The organism is Enterobacter cloacae complex sp. 394F7 (assembly GCF_057320385.1).
Map to the genome: position 1 here is coordinate 251,667 of NZ_JBXWCS010000006.1, position 20,592 is coordinate 272,258.

Below are 20,592 nucleotides of genomic sequence, written 5' to 3' on the forward strand. Positions count from 1 at the left end.
CATGACTGATTCAACCGCAACCAACCCATCTGGCATCAAACCTGACCACCTGACGATGGAAGAGTGGGTCGAGTCCCGTATTGCGCGCTTTGAGGGCCGTAAATACGACTGGAACGCGCTGAAGTTCCAGGCCGATTTTGACCCGAAATACCGCCGCGCGCAGATGCGCTATATCGGCACCGGCGCTACCGGCGTGGCGAGCGACACCAACACCGTACAGGCGGAGCATTTTACCTTTTCCACCATGGTACTGCCGTCGAAGTGCGAAGGGCCGCTGCACCTGCACGACGATGTGGAAGAGGTGTTCTTCATGCTCAAAGGGCAGATCACGCTGATGATCCAGGACGGCGATAACTACACCGAAACCGTGCTGCGCGAGCGTGACCTGATCTCCGTTCCGCCGGGGATCTATCGCGGGCTGTTTAACCACGGCGAAGAAGAGGCGCTGATGTGCGTCATGCTGGGCACCAACAAGCCGGAAATTCCGACCTACCCGGCGGACCATCCGCTCTCGAAAGTGAAGCGGAACTAAGGGGGCATGATGACGGGTTTTCGTGAACAGGGAAGCGGCATTCCGCTGATGCTGCTGCACGGGATCAGCTCTGGCGCAGCCTCCTGGCACAAGCAGATGGCGCTGAACGGTTTTCGCGTGCTGGCGTGGGACATGCCCGGTTATGGCGAAAGCCCGATGCTGGCCGCGGAACGGGCGAACGCGGGGGATTACGCCGATGCGCTGGCGGCGATGCTTGACCGGGCTGGCGTGTGGCAGGTGGTGCTGGTGGGCCATTCACTCGGGGCACTGGTTGCCAGCGCCTTTGCGGCGAAATATCCGGATCGTGTGCTGCATCTGGTGCTGGCGGACGCCGCGCAGGGTTACGGCCAGGCCGCGCCGGAGCAGCGCGAGCAGGTCTGGCGCAGTCGCGAGCAGCAGATGGCACTCGGTGGCGAAATCCTCGCGCAAACCCGCGCCGCAAAACTGCTGCGTCCCGGCGCGCGTGAAGCGGATATCGCCACCGTGGCAGCGGGCATGCGCAGGCTTCGCCCCGAGGGCTACCTCGCCGCCGCGTGGATGCTGGCGCACGACGATATTCATGGCTGGCTGAAGCGCTATTCAGGCAACTTTGAAGTGTGGTGCGGCGAGCAGGATGCGATCACGCAACCCGAGCTGGTGCAGGGGCTGGCGCTGCGCTACGGCATGCCGTTTATCGCCATTGCCCAGGCGGGACATGCCAGCTATCTCGATAACGACGCGTTTTTTAACCAACAGCTTTTACGTATTAACGAAGAGGTGCGCGATGAATGCACAAATTGACGGACGCGTAGCGGTCGTCACCGGCGGTTCTTCTGGTATTGGCTTTGAAACGCTACGCCTGCTGCTGGGCGAGGGGGCAAAAGTGGCCTTCTGTGGCCGCGATCCGGATCGCCTCGCCAGCGCCCATGCCGCGCTGCATAACGAATACCCCGACGGGGAGGTTTTCTCTTATCGCTGCGACGTGCTGAACGCTGACGAGATGCAGGCCTTCGCGGATGCCGTTCAGGTGCGCTTTGGTGCCGTGGACATGCTGATCAACAACGCCGGGCAGGGATACGTAGCGCACTTCCATGACACCCCGCGCGAGGCGTGGCTGCATGAAGCTGAACTCAAACTGTTTGGCGTGATCAACCCGGTGCAGGCGTTTCAGCCTTTGCTGGAGCAGTCCGACATCGCTTCCATCACCTGCGTGAACTCCCTGCTGGCGCTGCAGCCGGAGGAGCACATGATTGCCACCTCAGCCGCCCGCGCTGCGCTGCTGAATATGACGCTGACGCTCTCAAAAGAGCTGGTGGGCAAAGGCATCCGCGTGAATTCGATATTGCTTGGCATGGTGGAGTCCGGGCAGTGGCTGCGTCGCTTTGAAAACCGGACAGACAAAAGCCAGAGCTGGCCGGAGTGGACAGCGGAGATCGCCCGCAAACGCGGTATTCCGATGGCGCGCCTCGGCAAGCCGCAGGAGCCCGCGCAGGCGCTGCTGTTCCTCGCCTCGCCGCTGGCTTCGTTTACCACCGGTGCGGCACTGGACGTTTCCGGCGGCTTTTGCCGCCATCTGTAAGGACACATCATGAAAAAGATTATGTTGATTGGTTTTGGCGCCATGGCGCAGGCGGTGATTGAGCGCCTGCCCGCTGGCGTGGCTATCGGCTGGATTGTGGCGCGCGAGGCCCATCATGCGGCGATTCACGCGCAGTTTGGTGATGCGGTAGTGGCATTGACCTCACCGCTGGAATGCGCGCAAACGCCCGACCTGGTGCTGGAGTGCGCCAGCCAGCAGGCGGTAGCGCAGTACGGTGAGGATATTTTACGTCGCGGCTGGCATCTGGCGGTTATTTCGACCGGCGCACTGGCGGACAGCGCGCTCGAACAGCGCCTGCTCAACGCCGGCGGCAGACTGACGCTGCTCTCCGGGGCGGTAGCCGGTATCGACGGGCTGGCGGCGGCAAAAGAGGGCGGGCTGGCGCGCGTGACCTACCAGTCGCGTAAAAGCCCGGCCAGCTGGCGCGGCAGCTATGCCGAGCAGCTTATCGATCTTAATTCGGTATCTGCTGCGCAGGTCTTTTTTGAAGGCAGCGCCCGCGAGGCGGCACGACTGTTTCCGGCCAACGCCAACGTGGCGGCCACCGTGGCACTCGGCGGCGTGGGAATGGACGACACGCGCGTACAGCTGATGGTCGACCCGTCAACGAAACGTAACACCCACACGCTGCACGTTGAAGGCGCGTTTGGTGAATTCCATCTGGAGCTAAGCGGCCTGCCGCTTGCCTCTAACCCGAAAACCTCCACCCTGGCGGCACTCAGCGCGGTACGCGCCTGCCGCGAGCTGGCCATGAGCTGAGGAGTGACGATGGACGATCTGAAGATATTTATCGGCGGCCAGTGGCGACACGGTGGTGGCAACCCGATGCAGAGCTATTTCCCGGCAGACGGGTCGATCAACGCGACGTTGAATGCGGCCAGTCCCGACGATCTGCATGACGCGATCGAGGCCGGCGAGCGCGCGTGGCGCGATCCCGCCTGGCGCCACAGCCTGCCGCATACACGGGCGAAGATCCTGCACAAGGTGGCAGATCTCATTGAATCCCGCGTCGACGAGCTGGCGCAGATGCAGAGCCGCGATAACGGCAAGCCGCTGGCGGAGGCCCGCGGGCTGGTAATGAGCGCGGCGGGAACGGCGCGCTACTTCGCCGCCGCCTGCGAGCTGCTGGAAGGGGAACTTCCGACGCCGCGCCAGCCGGATTTACTGACCCTGAGCCGCTATGAGCCGCTCGGCGTGGTGGCGGCCATCACGCCGTGGAACTCGCCGATTGCCAGCGAGATGCAGAAGGTCGCTCCGGCCATTGCCGCGGGTAACGCGGTGATCCTCAAGCCCGCCGAAGCCACGCCGCTGATGGCGCTGGAGCTGGCGCGGATATTTGAACAGGCCGGGCTGCCCGCCGGGCTGCTGAGCGTGCTACCGGGCAAAGGCTCGGTGATTGGCGACGCGCTGGCACGCCACCCTAAGGTACGCAAAATTTCCTTTACCGGCGGTACCACCACGGGCCGTCACCTGGCCCACGTGGCGGCGGAAAAACTGATCCCGGCATCGCTGGAGCTGGGCGGAAAATCGCCGACTATCGTGCTGGAGGATGCGGATATCGATCAGGCCGCGCGCGGGATCTGCTACGGCATTTTCAGCTCGGCGGGGCAGGCGTGCATCGCCGGTTCACGGCTGTTTATCCACGAGAGCCTTTACGCCCCGCTGATGGCGCGGCTGCTGGAGTTAACCCGCGGTCTGCGCGTCGGACATCCGTTTACCGACGGTGTCCACGTTGGGCCGCTGATCAATGAAAAACATCGTCAGAGCGTACAGGCGTACGTTGAGCTGGCAAAGCGTGAAGGGGGCCGCGTGCTGTGCGGTGGAGAGATCCCGGCCGATCCCACGCTGGCAGGCGGCAGCTTCTTCCTGCCAACGATTATTGAAGGGCTGAGCAACAGCGCCCGTGTCTGCCAGGAGGAGATCTTTGGCCCGGTGCTGGTGGCGATGCCGTTTCGCGATGAAACCTCGCTTATCCGCGAGGCCAACGACTCGGTTTACGGCCTGGCCGCCGGGATCTGGACACGCGATACCGGACGCGCACTGCGCTTAAGTGAGCAGCTTGAGGCCGGCACGGTGTGGATCAACACCTACAAAGTGTTTGCGATTTCGACCCCGTTCGGGGGCTTTAAAGAGAGCGGTCTGGGCCGCGAGAAGGGCATTCAGGGGCTGAAAGCCTGGATGCAGCAAAAGAGCATTTATCTGGCGACGGGTAACAGCGTCAACCACTGGTGCGACTGAGAAAGGGTGAGCAATGAGCGAAATGATAACCGTCGGCGACGCCATCGCCAGAACGCTGGAGCAGTATCAGGTTGAGGCCATCTACGGCGTCATCTCCATTCACAACCTGCCCATCGCGGATGCAGTAGGGCAGCGCGGCAACATCCGCTTTGTACCGGCACGCGGCGAAGCGGGGTCTGTCACCATGGCTGATGCCCACGGACGTTTTTCCGGCCTTGGCGTGGCGCTGACCAGCACCGGCGCGGGCGCGGGTAACGCCGTAGGCGCGCTGGTGGAGGCGATGAACGCCTGCACGCCGCTGCTGCACCTGACCGGGCAGGTAGAAAAAGCCTGGCTGGATGCCGACACCGGGTTTATCCATGAAACCCGCGACCAGCTGACTTTCCTGAAGGCCAGCTCAAAACGGGCGTATCGCATCAGCAATGCCAGTCAGGCGATAGCGATTTTGCATAAAGCGATTCAGGAGGCGCAGACGCCGCCGTGCGGGCCGGTCTCCGTGGAGATCCCGATTGATATTCAGGGCGCGAAAATTCCGCTGTCGCTGGTGACCGCTCCGGTGAAACCGGCGTCGGTTTCGCCGGTAGATGTCGGGAGTGTTAATGCGCTTTGGGCGCAACTCAAGCAGGCGAAACAGCCGCTGCTGTGGCTGGGCGGCGGTGCGCTGGGCTGCGCGGACGCAGTGAAAAAGCTGGCGGATGCAGGTATCACCGTGATCTCCAGTACTCACGCGCGCGGCGTGCTGCCGGACAGCCATCGCGCCAGCCTGCGGGCATTTCACAACTCGCCATCGGTTGAAGCGCTGATCGCGCAGTGTGACTTTACGCTGATCGCCGGTTCACGTCTGCGCAGCAATGAGACCCGTTCATGGACGCTCGAACTGCCTTCTCCGCGCGTACAGATCGATATCGACCCGGCGGCGGCAAGCCGTAACTATCTGATGGATAACACGCTGGTAGCCGACTGCTCAGCGTTGCTGAGCGCGCTGGCTGAAAAAGCACAGGGGCGTGAATGGGGGAATGCTCAGTGGGATGGTCTGGTTCAGGAGGCAGTGACACAGGCAGAACGTGGGCTGCGTGAACAGTGCGGTGCCTATGCGCAACTCAACGATGCCATAGAGAAAGCGCTACCTGAAGATGGTCTGCTGGTGCGCGATATTACCGTTTCCGGTAGCTTGTGGGGCAGCCGACTGTTCCGCGCCAGGGGGCCGCTGATGAATATTCACTCTCTGGCCGGGGCAATTGGCATGGGCCTGCCGATGGCGATTGGCACCGCGATTGCCAACCCACAACGCAAAGTGGTGGGGTTGGTGGGGGACGGCGGTCTGAGCCTGAATCTGGGCGAACTGGCGACGCTGGCGCAGGAGAAGGCCAACGTGACGTTGCTTATCATGAATGACGGCGGCTACGGCGTTATGCGCGGTATACAGGACAAGTATTTCAGTGGCCGTCAGTACTATAACGAGCTGCATACGCCGGACTTTACCCTGTTGGCACAGGCGATTGGCCTGCAGGCATGGAGCGTTGAGCGGGCAGAGGATTTTGATGCGGTGATGACGGAAGCGCTGGCGATGCCGGGACCGTCGGTAGTGGAAGTGCGGATGGGACAAATTGGCGCGCTGAAGTTTGCCGGGCCGCCGCAGAAAACGCTTTACTAGCTGTTTTTCCCTCACCCCGGCCCTCTCCCAAAGGGAGAGGGTGATCGCGTTCCCTCTCCCTTTGGGCTGAGGAATCCCCAGAAAATTAGATATGGATAAATGGTTGTTTATTGTTCAAAAATGGAGCTAAAAACAACCGATAACTCGACAGAAGATGCACATTTATGAGCGTTTTCTGTCTGTCTACGAGCTGAGTGAATCTAACTGCTCGCAAAATATTCATTCTAATCCTCTGAAACCACTAATAAAAAATTAGTGGGGATTCCTCAGCCCTTTGGGAGAGGGTTAGGGTGAGGGGACAAACTCAGAACACGTTAAACGGGTATTCCACGTAAGCGCGGATCTCATCCCCGCCCACGTTGTAATCGCTGGCGTTGCTGGAGACGCGCAGTACGGAATAACGCAGTTTCAGCTTCAGATCTTTCGCCGGGCCGTCCTGCACCTGATACTGGATCTGGTTAAACCATTCATGCTCTTTGCCGTTACTGGTTTCAGCGGTTTTAATGTTGTCGCCACGCACGTAGGCGGTAGTCCAGCTCAGACCCGGCAAACCGAGACCGCCAAAGTCCAGCCCGTAAGACGCCTGCCATGAACGTTCGTCTTCACCATTAAAATCAGACCAGTAGGAGTTCGCCAGCCAGATGGTGTTGCCGCCGTCACCAACACCGCCCTGGTCGCGGTAGCCGCCATAGTTGTAGCCGGTGCTTCCGCTGCTCTGCTGGTACGCCACTTTGAACGTATGGATATCCCAGATGTAGCTCGCCGCCAGGCTCCAGATGGTGTTGCTGCGGCCCGTGTCGAGGCTGTCCGCGTAGCCCTGATCCAGACGCGAGTTGTAGCCGTTAAAATCGAGTACCAGCTGCTGGCCAGTGCTGAACGGCTGTTTGAAATTCATGCCCAGATATTGCTTGTTCATCACCTCTTCATTATGGGAGGCGTACAGCGCGCCGCTGAACTGGTCATTGAACTGGTAGCTCGCCCCGCCGAAAGAGAAGCCCTTGAGGCCGCTGTCGTGGCGATCGTCACTTTTACGCTGCTCGTCGGTGAAATAACCGGCGTTGATTTCCAGACCGTCGATCTCTTTAGAAGTCAGCATGGTGCCGGTGTAGCTTTCAAACAGCAGGCGGGAGCTGTCGGCGTTAATGATTGGCAGCTCGGGACGCTGATTACCGTAGCTGAGTACGGTATTCGAGATGCGCATTTTGGCGGTCGCGCCAAATTTCGCCAGATCGGATTTTGCGCGTCCGTCGTCTTCCTGTTTAAAGAAGTCAATGCCACCTGCGCCGCTCTTACCGCGGCCGCCGTCCAGACGCACGCCATACTGCGCAATGCCGTCTACGCCAAAGCCAACCACTCCTTCGGTATAACCTGATTCAAAGGTGGCGATGATACCCTGACCCCATTCTGCTTTATCCTGCTGGCCCTGATGATAATCACGGCTGATATACGCATTGCGTAAAAACAGATCTAAATGGCTGTCATTAATAAAACCCTGGCTGTCTGATTGTTGGCTTGCAACGGCAGGTAATGTGACAAATATGCTTAACGCAACTAACGATAATTCTTTTTTCACGGAGGGAACGTCTCTGTCTTAATATATTAATTTGAATTACTGCGGATTCGATAATTACCCGAAAAGTAACCGATTGCAATAATTATGTGACCAGACATTTCAATGGTGAAGGGCAGGTGTGACGGGGCTTTTGTGGGTGTTACCGATATGTGCGGTTAAGTTAGCAATTCATGCGAAATAAAAAGGAGGCAAATTTGCCTCCTTCCAAAATTATTTAATTCCGTCTGCGGCCATACGGTCGCGAATATGTTGTGCACGCGCTTCTGAGGCGGGGTGATCGTCAAACATGGAGCTTTGACGTCCGGCTTCCAGTTTAGCCAGCTTTTCAAAACTGGTGGCTAAACCTGCTGGATTGATACCGCGTTTGCGCAACAGATCGTAGGAGTAGTCATCCGCTTCGGACTCCTGACGTTGAGAGAACTGGGAGTTAACCAGCTTTTCGCCCACATCGCCAAGCTGTGACTGGGACAGGCTGCCCACAATACCGCCCGCAGAAGCCGCCGCCGCGCGGATGGCGTTAGTGCCTAAGGCGACCTGCATCCCTTTCTTCACGTGGCCGAGGGCAACGTGGCCCATTTCATGGCCGATCACCGCTTCCACTTCGTTGTCGGTCATCATGTCCATTAACCCGCTGTAAACGCGGATACAGCCGTTTGCCATGGCAAAGGCGTTCACGTCTTTCGCGACGTACACTTTATAGTTCACCGGCTGACCGTTAATGTTATCGCCAAGCGCAGAGGCAATTTTATTCAGACGCTGCGTGTAGGGACTGTTGGCCGGGGCAATCGTAGCCTTTCCATCCATATCTTTACAGGCCTGGTCGCTCAGGGCTTTAACCTGCGCGTCGCTCAGGGAATAGGCCTGAAAAGCTTCTGCGCCTGAGGACATCAGGCCGTTAGAATCCATATTCTGACAACCGCTCAGCAGGAACGTTGTACCCAGGGCCAGCACTAATGCACGCATTTTCATGAGGTTGCTTCCGTACTCGTTAATCTGAATAAAATCCGAAAAGTACACCGACAGCGAAGCCGGGGTCGGGCTAAGTATAAGGAATATCGACGGGCCCGGGCGAGCAGATTGCGCAACATGCGAGCATGATCCAGAGATTTCTTAAGCGGCAAAAGAATGCTCCATGTACATGGCATGCCGCTTGGGTTACATTGTTGGCACTTTTTTCCGGCGTAGCCCAAAACGCGCTGTCGTCAAGGGCATGGCCTTTAACAGTCCGATCTGGAGTTAAAATGTCCTCACGTAAAGAGCTTGCTAATGCTATTCGTGCGCTGAGCATGGACGCAGTACAGAAAGCCAAATCTGGCCACCCAGGGGCCCCTATGGGTATGGCTGATATCGCCGAAGTCCTGTGGCGTGATTTCCTGAACCACAACCCGCAGAACCCGGCATGGGCTGACCGCGACCGTTTCGTGCTGTCTAACGGCCACGGCTCAATGCTGATCTACAGCCTGCTGCACCTCACTGGCTACGATCTGCCTATCGAAGAGCTGAAAAACTTCCGTCAGCTGCACTCCAAAACCCCGGGTCACCCGGAAGTGGGTTACACCGCAGGTGTTGAAACCACGACCGGCCCACTGGGTCAGGGTATTGCGAACGCGGTGGGTATGGCGATTGCTGAGAAGACTCTGGCGGCGCAGTTCAACCGTCCTGGTCACGACATTGTTGACCACTTCACCTACGCGTTCATGGGCGACGGTTGCATGATGGAAGGCATTTCTCATGAAGTGTGCTCACTGGCAGGTACCCTGAAGCTGGGCAAACTGGTGGCGTTCTATGACGACAACGGTATCTCCATCGACGGTCATGTTGAAGGCTGGTTCACTGATGACACTGCGGCACGTTTCGAAGCCTACGGCTGGCACGTTGTGCGTGGTGTTGATGGTCATAATGCTGACTCGATTAAACGTGCAATTGAAGAAGCGCGTGCGGTAACGGACAAACCGTCCCTGCTGATGTGCAAAACCATCATCGGTTTCGGTTCACCGAACAAAGCGGGCACCCACGATTCTCACGGTGCGCCACTGGGCGACGCGGAAATCGCGCTGACCCGTGAAGCGTTGGGCTGGAAACACCCTGCATTCGAAATCCCATCTGAAATCTATGCCCAGTGGGATGCCAAAGAAGCGGGTCAGGCGAAAGAAGCGGCCTGGAACGAGAAGTTCGCGGCTTACGCTAAAGCCTTCCCACAGGAAGCGGCTGAATTCACCCGTCGTATGAAAGGTGAAATGCCGTCTGACTTCGACGCGAAAGCGAACGAGTTCATCGCTAAGCTGCAGGCGAACCCATCTAAAATCGCCAGCCGTAAAGCGTCTCAGAATGCGATCGAAGCGTTCGGTCCATGGCTTCCAGAATTCCTCGGCGGCTCCGCTGACCTGGCACCGTCTAACCTGACCCTGTGGTCTGGCTCTAAGCCAATCAACGAAGATGCGGCCGGTAACTACATCCATTATGGTGTACGTGAATTCGGTATGACCGCTATCGCGAACGGTATCTCCCTGCACGGTGGTTTCCTGCCGTACACCTCTACCTTCCTGATGTTCGTGGAATATGCCCGTAACGCCGTGCGTATGGCTGCGCTGATGAAACAGCGTCAGGTGATGGTTTATACCCACGACTCCATTGGTCTGGGCGAAGATGGTCCAACTCACCAGCCGGTAGAGCAGGTTGCTTCTCTGCGTGTCACCCCGAACATGAGCACATGGCGTCCATGTGACCAGGTGGAATCTGCAGTGGCATGGAAATACGGCGTTGAGCGTCAGGACGGTCCAACCGCGCTGATCCTCTCCCGTCAGAACCTGGCACAGCAGGATCGTACCGAAGAGCAGCTGGCGAACATCGCCCGCGGTGGCTACGTGCTGAAGGATTGCGCGGGACAGCCAGAGCTGATCTTCATCGCAACCGGTTCTGAAGTTGAGCTGGCTGTTGCAGCCTGGGACAAACTGACTGCCGAAGGCGTTAAAGCGCGCGTGGTTTCCATGCCGTCTACCGATGCGTTCGACAAGCAGGATGCTGCTTACCGTGAATCCGTACTGCCTAAAGCCGTTTCCGCACGCGTGGCGGTTGAAGCGGGTATCGCTGACTACTGGTTCAAATACGTGGGCCTGAACGGCGCTATCGTCGGTATGACCACCTTCGGTGAATCTGCTCCGGCAGAGCAGCTGTTCGAAGAGTTCGGCTTCACCGTTGAGAACGTTGTCGCTAAGGCTAAAGAACTGCTGTAATTGCCGTTTTGCCCGGTGGCGCTTACGCTTACCGGGCCTACAAATGGCTCTAAAGTAGGCCGGGTAAGCGCTAACGCGCCACCCGGCTTTTTTGTAAGCATTATTCCACCTAAAATGTGACGCAAGTCATATAGCTCGCTTATTCATCTGGACAGACATTCCTTTTATTCCCCGATTCGCTTATTCTTGCTGAAGCGTTTCAGTCGATTAAATGTTCGACAATTGACCAATCAATCGCAGTTTGTGATAGCAAAGATTCCCCTTCGGGCGTAGCTGGATTACTCTTTCAGCCACCTCGAACTCAGGGATAGCTTTGCAGGAGATCTATGACCGTACGCGTAGCGATTAATGGCTTCGGTCGCATCGGGCGCAACGTGGTTCGTGCTTTATATGAATCCGGGCGTCGGGCGGAAATTACCGTGGTGGCAATCAATGAACTGGCGGATGCTGCGGGCATGGCGCATTTATTGAAATATGACACCAGCCACGGACGCTTTGCCTGGGACGTGCGCCAGGAAAGGGATCAACTGTTTGTCGGTGACGATACGATCCGCGTACTGCATGAGCGCAGTATTGCCGCGCTACCGTGGCGTGAACTGGGTGTGGATGTGGTGCTTGACTGTACCGGCGTATATGGCAACCGCGAACACGGCGAAGCGCATCTCACCGCCGGCGCGAAAAAAGTCCTGTTCTCTCATCCCGGCAGTAACGACCTCGACGCAACGGTCGTTTTCGGCGTCAATCAGCATGAGCTGCAAGCCGAACACCGTATTGTCTCCAACGCCTCCTGCACCACCAACTGCATTATTCCGGTCATTAAACTGTTAGACGATGCATATGGCATTGAATCCGGCACCGTGACCACGATTCACTCCGCCATGCACGATCAGCAGGTCATTGACGCCTACCACCCGGATTTACGACGCACGCGTGCTGCGAGCCAGTCAATCATCCCGGTGGACACAAAACTGGCTGCCGGGATCACCCGAATTTTCCCGCAGTTTAATGACCGTTTCGAAGCGATTGCCGTGCGTGTACCGACGATAAACGTCACCGCAATTGACCTCAGCGTGACGGTGAAAAAACCGGTAAAAGCCTGTGAAGTCAACCTGTTGCTGCAAAAAGCGGCACAGGGGGCATTTCATGGTATAGTTGACTATACGGAATTACCGTTGGTCTCAGTGGATTTTAACCACGACCCGCACAGCGCCATTGTTGATGGCACGCAAACGCGCGTCAGTGGCGCACACCTTATCAAGACGCTGGTCTGGTGTGATAACGAATGGGGCTTTGCTAACCGAATGCTCGACACCACGTTAGCAATGGCTGCCAAAGGTTTCAGGTAAGACGCATCGTGCGTCTGCAAAACTTTAAGAATCAACGAGAGGATTCACCATGTCTGTAATTAAGATGACCGATCTGGATCTGGCTGGTAAACGCGTTTTCATCCGTGCGGATCTGAACGTGCCAGTTAAAGATGGCAAAGTGACCAGTGACGCGCGTATCCGTGCATCTCTGCCAACCATCGAACTGGCTCTGAAGCAGGGTGCGAAAGTGATGGTGACCTCCCACCTGGGTCGTCCAACTGAAGGCGAGTACAACGAAGAGTTCTCTCTGCTACCGGTTGTTAATTACCTGAAAGACAAACTGTCCAGCCCGGTTCGCCTGGTGAAAGATTACCTGGATGGCGTGGAAGTGGCTGCCGGTGAGCTGGTGGTGCTGGAAAACGTTCGCTTCAACAAAGGCGAGAAGAAAGACGACGAAGCACTCTCCAAAAAATACGCGGCGCTGTGCGACGTATTCGTAATGGATGCATTCGGTACTGCACACCGTGCGCAGGCGTCTACCCACGGTATCGGTAAATTCGCAGACGTTGCGTGCGCTGGTCCTCTGCTGGCTGCGGAACTGGATGCGCTGGGTAAAGCACTGAAAGAGCCTGCTCGTCCAATGGTTGCCATCGTGGGTGGTTCTAAAGTTTCTACCAAACTGACCGTTCTGGATTCCCTGTCTAAAATCGCTGACCAGCTGATCGTTGGCGGTGGTATCGCGAACACCTTCGTTGCCGCTCAGGGCCACAACGTTGGTAAATCCCTGTATGAAGCAGACCTGGTTGACGAAGCCAAACGCCTGCTGGGCACCTGTGATATCCCGGTTCCGACCGATGTTCGCGTTGCCACTGAGTTCTCCGAAACGGCGACTGCTACCCTGAAATCTGTAAACGACATCAAAGATGAAGAGCAGATTCTGGACCTGGGCGACGTTTCTGCACAGAAACTGGCTGAAATCCTGAAAAACGCAAAAACTATCCTGTGGAACGGTCCTGTTGGCGTGTTCGAATTCCCGAACTTCCGTAAAGGGACTGAAATTGTTGCTAACGCTATCGCAGACAGCGAAGCGTTCTCTATCGCAGGCGGTGGTGACACCCTGGCAGCAATCGACCTGTTCGGTATCGCTGACAAAATCTCCTACATCTCCACTGGTGGCGGCGCATTCCTCGAATTCGTGGAAGGCAAAGTTCTGCCAGCAGTAGCAATGCTCGAAGAGCGCGCTAAGAAGTAAGCCATTCAAGGGCAGGGAAACCTGCCCAATTTTCAGCGCGCTTTAAGAGCTCGCACCTTTTCTAACGGCCGAAGATACAGGACTAAGCAACATGTCTAAAATTTTTGATTTCGTAAAACCTGGCGTGATCACTGGTGATGACGTTCAGAAAGTGTTCCAGGTAGCTAAAGAAAACAACTTTGCTCTGCCAGCAGTTAACTGCGTGGGTACTGACTCCATCAACGCCGTACTGGAAACCGCTGCAAAAGTTAAAGCACCGGTTATCGTACAGTTCTCTAACGGCGGCGCTGCGTTCATCGCAGGTAAAGGCGTGAAAACTGACATTCCTCAGGGTGCTGCAATCCTGGGCGCTATCTCTGGTGCGCACCACGTACACCAGATGGCTGAACACTACGGTGTTCCAGTTATCCTGCACACTGACCACTGCGCGAAGAAACTGCTGCCGTGGATCGACGGTCTGCTGGACGCGGGTGAAAAACACTTCGCGGCTACCGGTAAGCCACTGTTCTCTTCTCACATGATCGACCTGTCTGAAGAGTCTCTGGAAGAGAACATCGAGATCTGCTCCAAATACCTGGCGCGCATGTCCAAAATGGGCATGACCCTGGAAATCGAACTGGGTTGCACCGGCGGTGAAGAAGACGGCGTGGACAACAGCCACATGGACGCTTCTGCTCTGTACACTCAGCCAGAAGACGTTGATTACGCTTACACCGAGCTGAGCAAAATCAGCCCACGCTTCACCATTGCAGCGTCCTTCGGTAACGTTCACGGCGTTTACAAACCAGGTAACGTGGTTCTGACCCCAACCATCCTGCGTGACTCTCAGGAATACGTGTCCAAGAAACACAACCTGCCGCACAACAGCCTGAACTTCGTCTTCCACGGCGGTTCCGGTTCTTCTGCTCAGGAAATCAAAGACTCCGTAAGCTACGGCGTAGTGAAAATGAACATCGATACCGACACCCAGTGGGCAACCTGGGACGGTATCCTGCAGTACTACAAAGCGAACGAAGCTTACCTGCAGGGCCAGCTGGGCAACCCGAAAGGCGAAGACCAGCCGAACAAGAAATACTACGATCCACGCGTATGGCTGCGCGCAGCGCAGACGTCCATGGTGACCCGTCTGGAGCAGGCATTCAAAGAGCTGAACGCGATCGACGTTCTGTAATTTGAGCTGCTGACAGCATCAGGAGGCCCGCAAACGCGGGCCTTTTTTTATGCTTTTTCAATACCCTGTCAGATCGGTTTTTGTGATCTGTTTGGCTAAACTTGCGCTTTTTGTTTACCCTTTACGGACCTGCCTGTCTCCATGGGGGATGGATTTGTGTTTTGGTTTAACAAAAGGAAGAATAAATGGAACAACTCGATGTTGTAGACAGCATCAATAACGCCGGTAACTGGCTGGTGCGCAACCAGGCGCTGCTGCTGAGCTACGCCGTGAATATCGTCGCGGCGATTGCCATCATCATCGTCGGGATGATCGTGGCGCGTATTGTATCGAATGCGGTCAACCGGGTGATGGTAGCGCGACACATTGACGCTACGGTGGCTGACTTTCTCTCTGCGCTGGTGCGCTATGGCATCATCGCGTTTACGCTGATTGCTGCACTGGGGCGCGTGGGGGTACAAACGGCATCGGTGATCGCCGTGCTTGGTGCCGCGGGTCTGGCGATTGGTCTGGCATTACAGGGCTCGCTCTCGAACCTGGCGGCAGGCGTACTGCTGGTCACCTTCCGTCCATTCCGTTCCGGTGAGTATGTTGATCTGGGCGGCATTGCCGGTACCGTACTGCAGGTACAAATTTTCTCTACCACTCTGCGTACCGTTGACGGGCGTATCGTTGTGGTCCCGAACGGCAAAATCATCGCGGGCAACATTATTAACTTTTCTCGCGAGCCGGTTCGCCGTAACGAGTTAATTATCAGCGTGGCGTATGATTCCGATATTGATCAGGTGAAATCGCTGATTGCTAACATTATCGCCTCCGACGATCGCATTCTGAAGGACAAAGAGCAGACCGTGCGCCTGCACGAGCTGGGTGCTTCCTCTATTAACTTCGTGGTGCGTATCTGGAGCAAAAGCAGCGATCTGCAAAACGTGTACTGGGACGTGCTGGAGCGCATTAAGCGCGAGTTTGACGCCAACGGCATCAGCTTCCCGTATCCGCAGATGGACGTAAACGTCAAAAAAGTAAAAGAAGCCGAATAACGTCACCCGTAGGCCCGGTAAGCGCTAGCGCCACCGGGCTTTTATTTTATTAGCTATGCTAATACCCAATTAATATTATCAATTTCCTCTAATGTTCTTCTCGCAGTATAGTCTGCTCCAAAGACAATTCTGCGAGATAAATGTCATGTTATCGTATTATTTTCAGGGGCTTGCGTTAGGCGCAGCCATGATCCTTCCCCTCGGTCCGCAAAATGCGTTTGTCATGAACCAGGGGATTCGCCGCCAGTATCATCTGATGATTGCCCTGCTGTGTGCGGTAAGCGATTTACTGCTGATTTGTGCCGGGATTTTTGGCGGGAGTGCGCTGCTGATGCAGTCACCCTGGCTGTTGGCGCTGGTGACCTGGGGCGGGGTCGCCTTCCTGCTGTGGTACGGATTCGGTGCGTTAAAAACGGCAATGAGCAGTAACCTGGAGCTGGCCAGCGCCGAAGTGATGAAGCAGGGGCGCTGGAAGATCATCGTCACCATGCTGGCGGTAACGTGGCTTAACCCGCACGTCTATCTCGACACGTTTGTGGTGCTCGGGAGCCTGGGTGGGCAACTGGACGTTGAGCCGAAGCGCTGGTTTGCCCTGGGCACGGTGAGCGCCTCCTTCCTCTGGTTCTTTGGCCTCGCCATTCTGGCGGCGTGGCTGGCACCCCGTTTGCGTACCGCTAAAGCCCAGCGGATCATCAACACGCTGGTGGGCGTGGTGATGTGGGTCATTGCCTTTCAGCTGGCGAAAGAGGGGATTCATCATGTTCAGGGATTGTTCAACTAAGCGTTGTCTTATGGACAACTGAGCAGGACCCGCTAAGCTTGCTGGCATGCGCCCTGTTGTTGGGGCACTCTTCGCAACATGGAGGAATGACAGTGAAGTTTAACGTGATGGCCCTGGCGGCATTAGTAAGTTTGGGTGCGGTGTCTGTTCAGGCGAATGAATTGCCAAATGGTCCGCACATCGTCACTTCCGGCACCGCCAGCGTGGATGCGGTACCGGATGTTGCGACGCTGGCAATTGAAGTCAACGTGGCCGCGAAGGATGCCGCTTCCGCCAAGAAGCAGGCTGACGATCGTGTTGCGCAATATCTCTCTTTCCTGGAGCAGAACGGTGTTGCCAAAAAAGACATCAGCTCTGCGAACCTGCGTACTCAGCCTGATTACGACTACCAGAACGGCAAAAGTATCCTGAAAGGCTATCGCGCTGTGCGTAGCGTTGAGGTGACCGTCCGCCAGCTGGATAAGCTGAACTCCCTTCTGGATGGCGCGCTGAAGGCGGGTCTGAACGAAATTCGTTCCGTCTCACTGGGCGTTGCGCAACCGGAGAAATACAAAGACGAAGCGCGTAAAGCGGCAATTGATGATGCGATGCATCAGGCGCAGCAGCTGGCCGCTGGCTTTAAGAGTAAGCTCGGCCCGGTGTATAGCGTGCGTTACCACGTCTCTAACTATCAGCCAAGCCCGATGGTACGGATGATGAAAGCCGATGCGGCGCCGGTATCTGCTCAGGAAAGTTATGAGCAGCCGACCATTCAGTTCGACGATCAGGTTGATGTGGTGTTCCAGCTGGAGCCGACGCAAACTCAACAAACTGAGACGGCTAAGGCGCAGTAATTTGCCCTCACCCTAACCCTCTCCCACAGGGAGAGGGAATTCAGGCGATTAATCCTGTCTCAACACCTTGTGCCCGTATGCCAGCAGCGCGTCGGTGACGTTGCGCATCATGCGGCTTTCCGGCGCAAAACGGTGCCAGTAAAGCATCCGGCGCTGATACAGCCCCGGCGTCAAATCAATCAGCTCACCGCTTTTCAACTCCTTTTCAATCTGCAGGTGCGGGATCATGCAGCAGGTGGTTCCCTGACGCGCAAGCTGCACGAAGGCTTCAGACGAGTTCACGATGTGGCACGGCACGCTGCCCGGCGGCAGATCGAAGTTTTGTTGCAGGAAAGCCTGATGCATATCGTCCAGATGGTCGAACGCCACGGCAGGCGCCTTAAGCAGCGCGGCGCGGGTGACGCCATTGGGGAAGTAGCGCTCCGCAAAGGCTTTTGAACCGACAAACAGGTAATCCAGCGCCCCCAGTTGATCCACCAGGCAGCTTGGCAGTGCCTGAGGCTGAATACTGACTGCCCCGACCACTTCACCGCGACGCAGGCGTTCCTGGGTGCGGGTTTCATCTTCAACCTGCAGATTCAGACGGATAGGGGAATCGGCCAGAACCGGGGCGAGGGCGGGCAGCAGCCAGGTTGCCAGACTGTCGGCGTTCACCGCCAGCGACAGCAGCAACGGCGTAGAACCCGTTTGTTCATCACCCAGCCATTCGTCTTCCAGCAGTTCAACCTGACGGAGCAGGGCGAGGAGCTTTTGTCCTTGCTCTGTTGGACGCGGTGGCACGGTACGCACCAGCAGTGGCTGCCCGAACATGTTTTCAAGCTGTTTGATACGCTGTGATACGGCGGACTGAGTAATACACAGCTTTTGCGCAGCGCGCTCAAAACCGCGTTCACGAATAACTGCATCAAGTGCCTGTAGTGTTCTGTAGTCCGGACGTTTCATTGCTCTGGCTTACTCCTTAATTTTGCTTAATCTGCACTATGACACAATTTTCCCTTTGTGGCAGACGAATTCCACCTCACGTGTTCTATAATGCGCCCTAAGTTTTCATACCACAGGCAAAACGATCATGACGCAGGATGAACTGAAAAAAGCAGTAGGATGGGCCGCGCTCCAGTACGTGCAACCGGGTACTATCGTCGGTGTGGGTACGGGGTCGACGGCGGCACACTTTATCGATGCGCTGGGCACGATGAAGGGGCAGATCGAGGGCGCGGTTTCGAGCTCCGATGCTTCCACGGAAAAGCTGAAAAGCCTCGGCATTACCGTTTTCGATCTGAACGAAGTGGACCGTCTGGGGATCTACGTTGATGGCGCGGATGAAATCAACGGGCATATGCAGATGATCAAAGGCGGCGGCGCAGCGCTGACGCGTGAAAAGATCATCGCCTCCGTGGCCGATAAATTCATCTGTATCGCGGATGCCTCCAAGCAGGTCGATATTCTGGGTAAATTCCCGCTGCCGGTTGAAGTGATCCCAATGGCGCGCAGCGCCGTGGCACGTGAGCTGGTAAAACTGGGCGGACGTCCTGAATACCGTCAGGGTGTGGTCACCGATAACGGCAACGTGATCCTCGATGTTCATGGCCTGGAAATTCTCGACGCGATCGCGCTCGAAAACGCCATCAACGGCATTCCGGGCGTGGTAACAGTAGGGTTATTCGCCAACCGTGGCGCGGATGTTGCGCTGATCGGCACGGCTGATGGCGTGAAAACCATCGTAAAATGATCTGACGGGGGGAGCACTCCCCCCGCTAAAAAAATTTTGAAAAGCTAAATTCGGTGACTTGTGTCACGTTTTTTGCCCCTCTCTTGCTGAACCTTCCGCATTCACAAATATTTACAGCATTTTACTCTGCTATTTTGCGCTGTATGACTTTTCTTCAGAGTGCCGACGCAAACGTTCATATTGCTGCAATAGTTTTTTTTGATATGTTGGCTAAGCGGATTTCAATCCAGCACAACATCAGTTCAGACAAAAAAACAGGGTCGGGTAAATGGCAAAGGTATCACTGGAGAAAGACAAGATTAAATTCCTGCTAGTAGAAGGCGTGCATCAAAAAGCACTTGATAGCCTTCGCGCGGCAGGTTACACCAACATCGAATTTCACAAAGGCGCGCTGGATACTGAAGAGCTGAAAGCGTCCATCCGTGATGCCCACTTCATCGGCCTGCGATCCCGTACTCACCTGACTGAAGATGTTATTGCGGCGGCGGAAAAGCTGGTCGCTATCGGCTGTTTCTGCATCGGTACCAACCAGGTTGACCTGAATGCTGCCGCAAAACGCGGTATCCCGGTCTTCAACGCCCCGTTCTCCAACACCCGTTCCGTGGCCGAGCTGGTGATTGGCGAACTGCTGCTGCTGCTGCGTGGTATTCCGGAAGCCAACGCCAAAGCCCACCGCGGCGTGTGGAACAAACTGGCCGCGGGCTCTTATGAAGCGCGCGGTAAAAAACTGGGTATCATCGGTTACGGCCACATTGGTACCCAACTGGGTATCCTGGCTGAATCCCTGGGCATGCATGTTTACTTCTACGACATTGAAAGCAAACTGCCGCTGGGGAACGCCACTCAGGTTCAACATCTTTCTGACCTGCTGAACATGAGCGACGTGGTAAGCCTGCATGTGCCGGAAAACGCCTCAACCAAAAACATGATGGGCGCGGAAGAGCTGGCGCTGATGAAGCCGGGTTCCCTGCTGATCAACGCCGCACGCGGTACGGTTGTCGACATTCCCGCGCTGTGCGATGCCCTGAAGCGTAAGCATCTGGCGGGGGCGGCTATCGACGTCTTCCCGACGGAGCCTGCAACCAACAGCGATCCATTTAACTCTCCGCTGTGCGAGTTCGACAACGTGATCCTGACGCCACACATCGGTGGCTCTACTCAGGAAGCGCAGGAGAACATCGGTCTGGAAGTGGCGGGTAAATTGAGTAAATACTCCGATAACGGTTCAACGCTCTCTGCCGTTAACTTCCCGGAAGTGTCGCTGCCGCTGCACGGTGGCCGTCGTCTGCTGCACATTCACGAAAACCGTCCGGGCGTGCTGACCGCCATCAACCAGATCTTTGCCGAGCAGAGCGTCAACATTGCCGCGCAGTATCTGCAAACCAACTCGCAGATGGGCTATGTGGTTATTGATATCGAAGCAGATGAAGATGTGGCCGAGAAAGCGCTGCAGAGCATGAAGGCCATTCCGGGGACGATTCGCGCGCGTCTGCTGTACTGAGGGTGTGAGATAAATGCAAAACGGTAACGATAGTTACCGTTTTTTATGTTTTCTCCCTCTCCCGGTGGGCTGAGGGTTCCCCAGAAAAATGAAAAGCACGATGAAGTGTGATCTACTGGTTGCGCTAACAAATCAGAAGAGACCTCATCGTGCCTTTACAGACAGTCTG

Annotated in this window: 18 protein-coding genes; 15 read left to right on the plus strand and 3 right to left on the minus strand. The window is 56.3% G+C overall.

Annotation, left to right across the window (positions count from 1 at the left end; all coding sequences use genetic code 11):
* Nucleotide 1: 1 nt before the first annotated feature.
* From AC2FAK_RS11665 to AC2FAK_RS11690, 6 genes are read left to right on the plus strand one after another with little or no spacing between them, the layout of a single operon-like run.
* Nucleotides 2-532: a cupin domain-containing protein gene (locus tag AC2FAK_RS11665; RefSeq protein WP_095454936.1), complete on the plus strand. Its 531-nt coding sequence runs from the start codon at nt 2-4 to the stop codon at nt 530-532.
* Between the two features lie 9 nt (nt 533-541).
* Nucleotides 542-1,312: an alpha/beta fold hydrolase gene (locus AC2FAK_RS11670; RefSeq protein ID WP_095454937.1), complete on the plus strand. Its 771-nt coding sequence runs from the start codon at nt 542-544 to the stop codon at nt 1,310-1,312.
* Nucleotides 1,296-2,090, plus strand: coding sequence for an SDR family oxidoreductase (locus tag AC2FAK_RS11675; protein ID WP_095454938.1), 795 nt, complete (start codon nt 1,296-1,298; stop codon nt 2,088-2,090). Before AC2FAK_RS11670 ends, AC2FAK_RS11675 begins: the two co-directional genes overlap by 17 nt.
* Nucleotides 2,091-2,099: 9 nt before the next feature.
* Nucleotides 2,100-2,870, plus strand: a complete 771-nt coding sequence (locus tag AC2FAK_RS11680) for an aspartate dehydrogenase (protein ID WP_029883147.1) — start codon at nt 2,100-2,102, stop codon at nt 2,868-2,870.
* A 9-nt stretch (nt 2,871-2,879) separates the two neighbouring features.
* Nucleotides 2,880-4,349, plus strand: coding sequence for an aldehyde dehydrogenase (locus tag AC2FAK_RS11685; protein ID WP_095454939.1), 1,470 nt, complete (start codon nt 2,880-2,882; stop codon nt 4,347-4,349).
* Nucleotides 4,350-4,362: 13 nt separating this feature from the next.
* Nucleotides 4,363-6,003, plus strand: coding sequence for a thiamine pyrophosphate-binding protein (locus AC2FAK_RS11690; RefSeq protein ID WP_095454940.1), 1,641 nt, complete (start codon nt 4,363-4,365; stop codon nt 6,001-6,003).
* Nucleotides 6,004-6,307: 304 nt separating this feature from the next.
* Here AC2FAK_RS11690 and AC2FAK_RS11695 read toward each other — a convergent pair whose 3' ends face one another.
* Together AC2FAK_RS11695 and loiP are read right to left on the minus strand one after the other, a co-directional pair.
* Nucleotides 6,308-7,576, minus strand: a complete 1,269-nt coding sequence (locus AC2FAK_RS11695) for an OprD family outer membrane porin (RefSeq protein ID WP_013098639.1) — start codon at nt 7,574-7,576, stop codon at nt 6,308-6,310.
* Nucleotides 7,577-7,786: 210 nt separating this feature from the next.
* Nucleotides 7,787-8,545: a metalloprotease LoiP gene (loiP, locus tag AC2FAK_RS11700; RefSeq protein ID WP_013098638.1), complete on the minus strand. Its 759-nt coding sequence runs from the start codon at nt 8,543-8,545 to the stop codon at nt 7,787-7,789.
* A 272-nt stretch (nt 8,546-8,817) separates the two neighbouring features.
* Between loiP and tkt the strand changes: the two genes are divergently transcribed.
* The 7 genes from tkt (at nt 8,818) to AC2FAK_RS11735 (ending at nt 17,193) form a co-directional block, all read left to right on the plus strand.
* Nucleotides 8,818-10,809, plus strand: coding sequence for a transketolase (tkt, locus tag AC2FAK_RS11705; RefSeq protein ID WP_095454941.1), 1,992 nt, complete (start codon nt 8,818-8,820; stop codon nt 10,807-10,809).
* Nucleotides 10,810-11,135: 326 nt separating this feature from the next.
* On the plus strand, nt 11,136-12,155 hold the full coding sequence (gene epd, locus AC2FAK_RS11710) for an erythrose-4-phosphate dehydrogenase (RefSeq protein WP_014833195.1): 1,020 nt from the start codon (nt 11,136-11,138) through the stop codon (nt 12,153-12,155).
* A gap of 49 nt (nt 12,156-12,204) precedes the next feature.
* Nucleotides 12,205-13,368: a phosphoglycerate kinase gene (gene pgk / locus AC2FAK_RS11715; protein WP_013098635.1), complete on the plus strand. Its 1,164-nt coding sequence runs from the start codon at nt 12,205-12,207 to the stop codon at nt 13,366-13,368.
* A gap of 91 nt (nt 13,369-13,459) precedes the next feature.
* The gene (fbaA, locus tag AC2FAK_RS11720) at nt 13,460-14,539 is read left to right on the plus strand and encodes a class II fructose-bisphosphate aldolase (RefSeq protein ID WP_013098634.1); all 1,080 of its coding nucleotides are present in this window, start codon (nt 13,460-13,462) and stop codon (nt 14,537-14,539) included.
* Nucleotides 14,540-14,724: 185 nt separating this feature from the next.
* Nucleotides 14,725-15,579, plus strand: coding sequence for a small-conductance mechanosensitive channel MscS (locus AC2FAK_RS11725; RefSeq protein WP_013098633.1), 855 nt, complete (start codon nt 14,725-14,727; stop codon nt 15,577-15,579).
* A gap of 145 nt (nt 15,580-15,724) precedes the next feature.
* Nucleotides 15,725-16,360: an arginine exporter ArgO gene (gene argO, locus AC2FAK_RS11730; RefSeq protein WP_013098632.1), complete on the plus strand. Its 636-nt coding sequence runs from the start codon at nt 15,725-15,727 to the stop codon at nt 16,358-16,360.
* Nucleotides 16,361-16,452: 92 nt separating this feature from the next.
* Nucleotides 16,453-17,193: an oxidative stress defense protein gene (locus tag AC2FAK_RS11735; protein WP_013098631.1), complete on the plus strand. Its 741-nt coding sequence runs from the start codon at nt 16,453-16,455 to the stop codon at nt 17,191-17,193.
* A 48-nt stretch (nt 17,194-17,241) separates the two neighbouring features.
* On the opposite strand, the gene argP is transcribed toward AC2FAK_RS11735, so the two are convergent.
* Nucleotides 17,242-18,135 carry a DNA-binding transcriptional regulator ArgP gene (argP, locus tag AC2FAK_RS11740; RefSeq protein WP_008499727.1) on the minus strand — a complete coding sequence of 298 codons (894 nt, stop codon included), beginning with the start codon at nt 18,133-18,135 and terminating at the stop codon, nt 17,242-17,244.
* 127 nt (nt 18,136-18,262) lie between these two features.
* On the opposite strand from argP, the gene rpiA reads away from it, so the two are divergent.
* Both rpiA and serA read left to right on the plus strand, forming a co-directional pair.
* The gene (gene rpiA / locus AC2FAK_RS11745; RefSeq protein WP_013098630.1) at nt 18,263-18,922 is read left to right on the plus strand and encodes a ribose-5-phosphate isomerase RpiA; all 660 of its coding nucleotides are present in this window, start codon (nt 18,263-18,265) and stop codon (nt 18,920-18,922) included.
* A 268-nt stretch (nt 18,923-19,190) separates the two neighbouring features.
* A complete protein-coding gene (serA, locus tag AC2FAK_RS11750) occupies nt 19,191-20,423 on the plus strand; it encodes a phosphoglycerate dehydrogenase (RefSeq protein WP_013098629.1) in 1,233 nt (410 codons plus the stop codon).
* Nucleotides 20,424-20,592: the final 169 nt, after the last annotated feature.

What these genes read in the sequence shown, in the direction of transcription:
- epd (WP_014833195.1), top strand. Translation starts at nt 11,136, where the DNA reads ATGACCGTACGCGTAGCGATTAATGGCTTCGGTCGCATCGGGCGCAAC.
- argO (WP_013098632.1), top strand. Translation starts at nt 15,725, where the DNA reads ATGTTATCGTATTATTTTCAGGGGCTTGCGTTAGGCGCAGCCATGATC.
- rpiA (WP_013098630.1), top strand. Translation starts at nt 18,263, where the DNA reads ATGACGCAGGATGAACTGAAAAAAGCAGTAGGATGGGCCGCGCTCCAG.
- loiP (WP_013098638.1), bottom strand. Translation starts at nt 8,545, where the DNA reads ATGAAAATGCGTGCATTAGTGCTGGCCCTGGGTACAACGTTCCTGCTG.
- AC2FAK_RS11690 (WP_095454940.1), top strand. Translation starts at nt 4,363, where the DNA reads ATGAGCGAAATGATAACCGTCGGCGACGCCATCGCCAGAACGCTGGAG.
- argP (WP_008499727.1), bottom strand. Translation starts at nt 18,135, where the DNA reads ATGAAACGTCCGGACTACAGAACACTACAGGCACTTGATGCAGTTATT.
- pgk (WP_013098635.1), top strand. Translation starts at nt 12,205, where the DNA reads ATGTCTGTAATTAAGATGACCGATCTGGATCTGGCTGGTAAACGCGTT.
- AC2FAK_RS11665 (WP_095454936.1), top strand. Translation starts at nt 2, where the DNA reads ATGACTGATTCAACCGCAACCAACCCATCTGGCATCAAACCTGACCAC.
- AC2FAK_RS11670 (WP_095454937.1), top strand. Translation starts at nt 542, where the DNA reads ATGACGGGTTTTCGTGAACAGGGAAGCGGCATTCCGCTGATGCTGCTG.
- AC2FAK_RS11675 (WP_095454938.1), top strand. Translation starts at nt 1,296, where the DNA reads ATGAATGCACAAATTGACGGACGCGTAGCGGTCGTCACCGGCGGTTCT.
- serA (WP_013098629.1), top strand. Translation starts at nt 19,191, where the DNA reads ATGGCAAAGGTATCACTGGAGAAAGACAAGATTAAATTCCTGCTAGTA.
- AC2FAK_RS11685 (WP_095454939.1), top strand. Translation starts at nt 2,880, where the DNA reads ATGGACGATCTGAAGATATTTATCGGCGGCCAGTGGCGACACGGTGGT.
- AC2FAK_RS11725 (WP_013098633.1), top strand. Translation starts at nt 14,725, where the DNA reads ATGGAACAACTCGATGTTGTAGACAGCATCAATAACGCCGGTAACTGG.
- AC2FAK_RS11680 (WP_029883147.1), top strand. Translation starts at nt 2,100, where the DNA reads ATGAAAAAGATTATGTTGATTGGTTTTGGCGCCATGGCGCAGGCGGTG.
- fbaA (WP_013098634.1), top strand. Translation starts at nt 13,460, where the DNA reads ATGTCTAAAATTTTTGATTTCGTAAAACCTGGCGTGATCACTGGTGAT.
- tkt (WP_095454941.1), top strand. Translation starts at nt 8,818, where the DNA reads ATGTCCTCACGTAAAGAGCTTGCTAATGCTATTCGTGCGCTGAGCATG.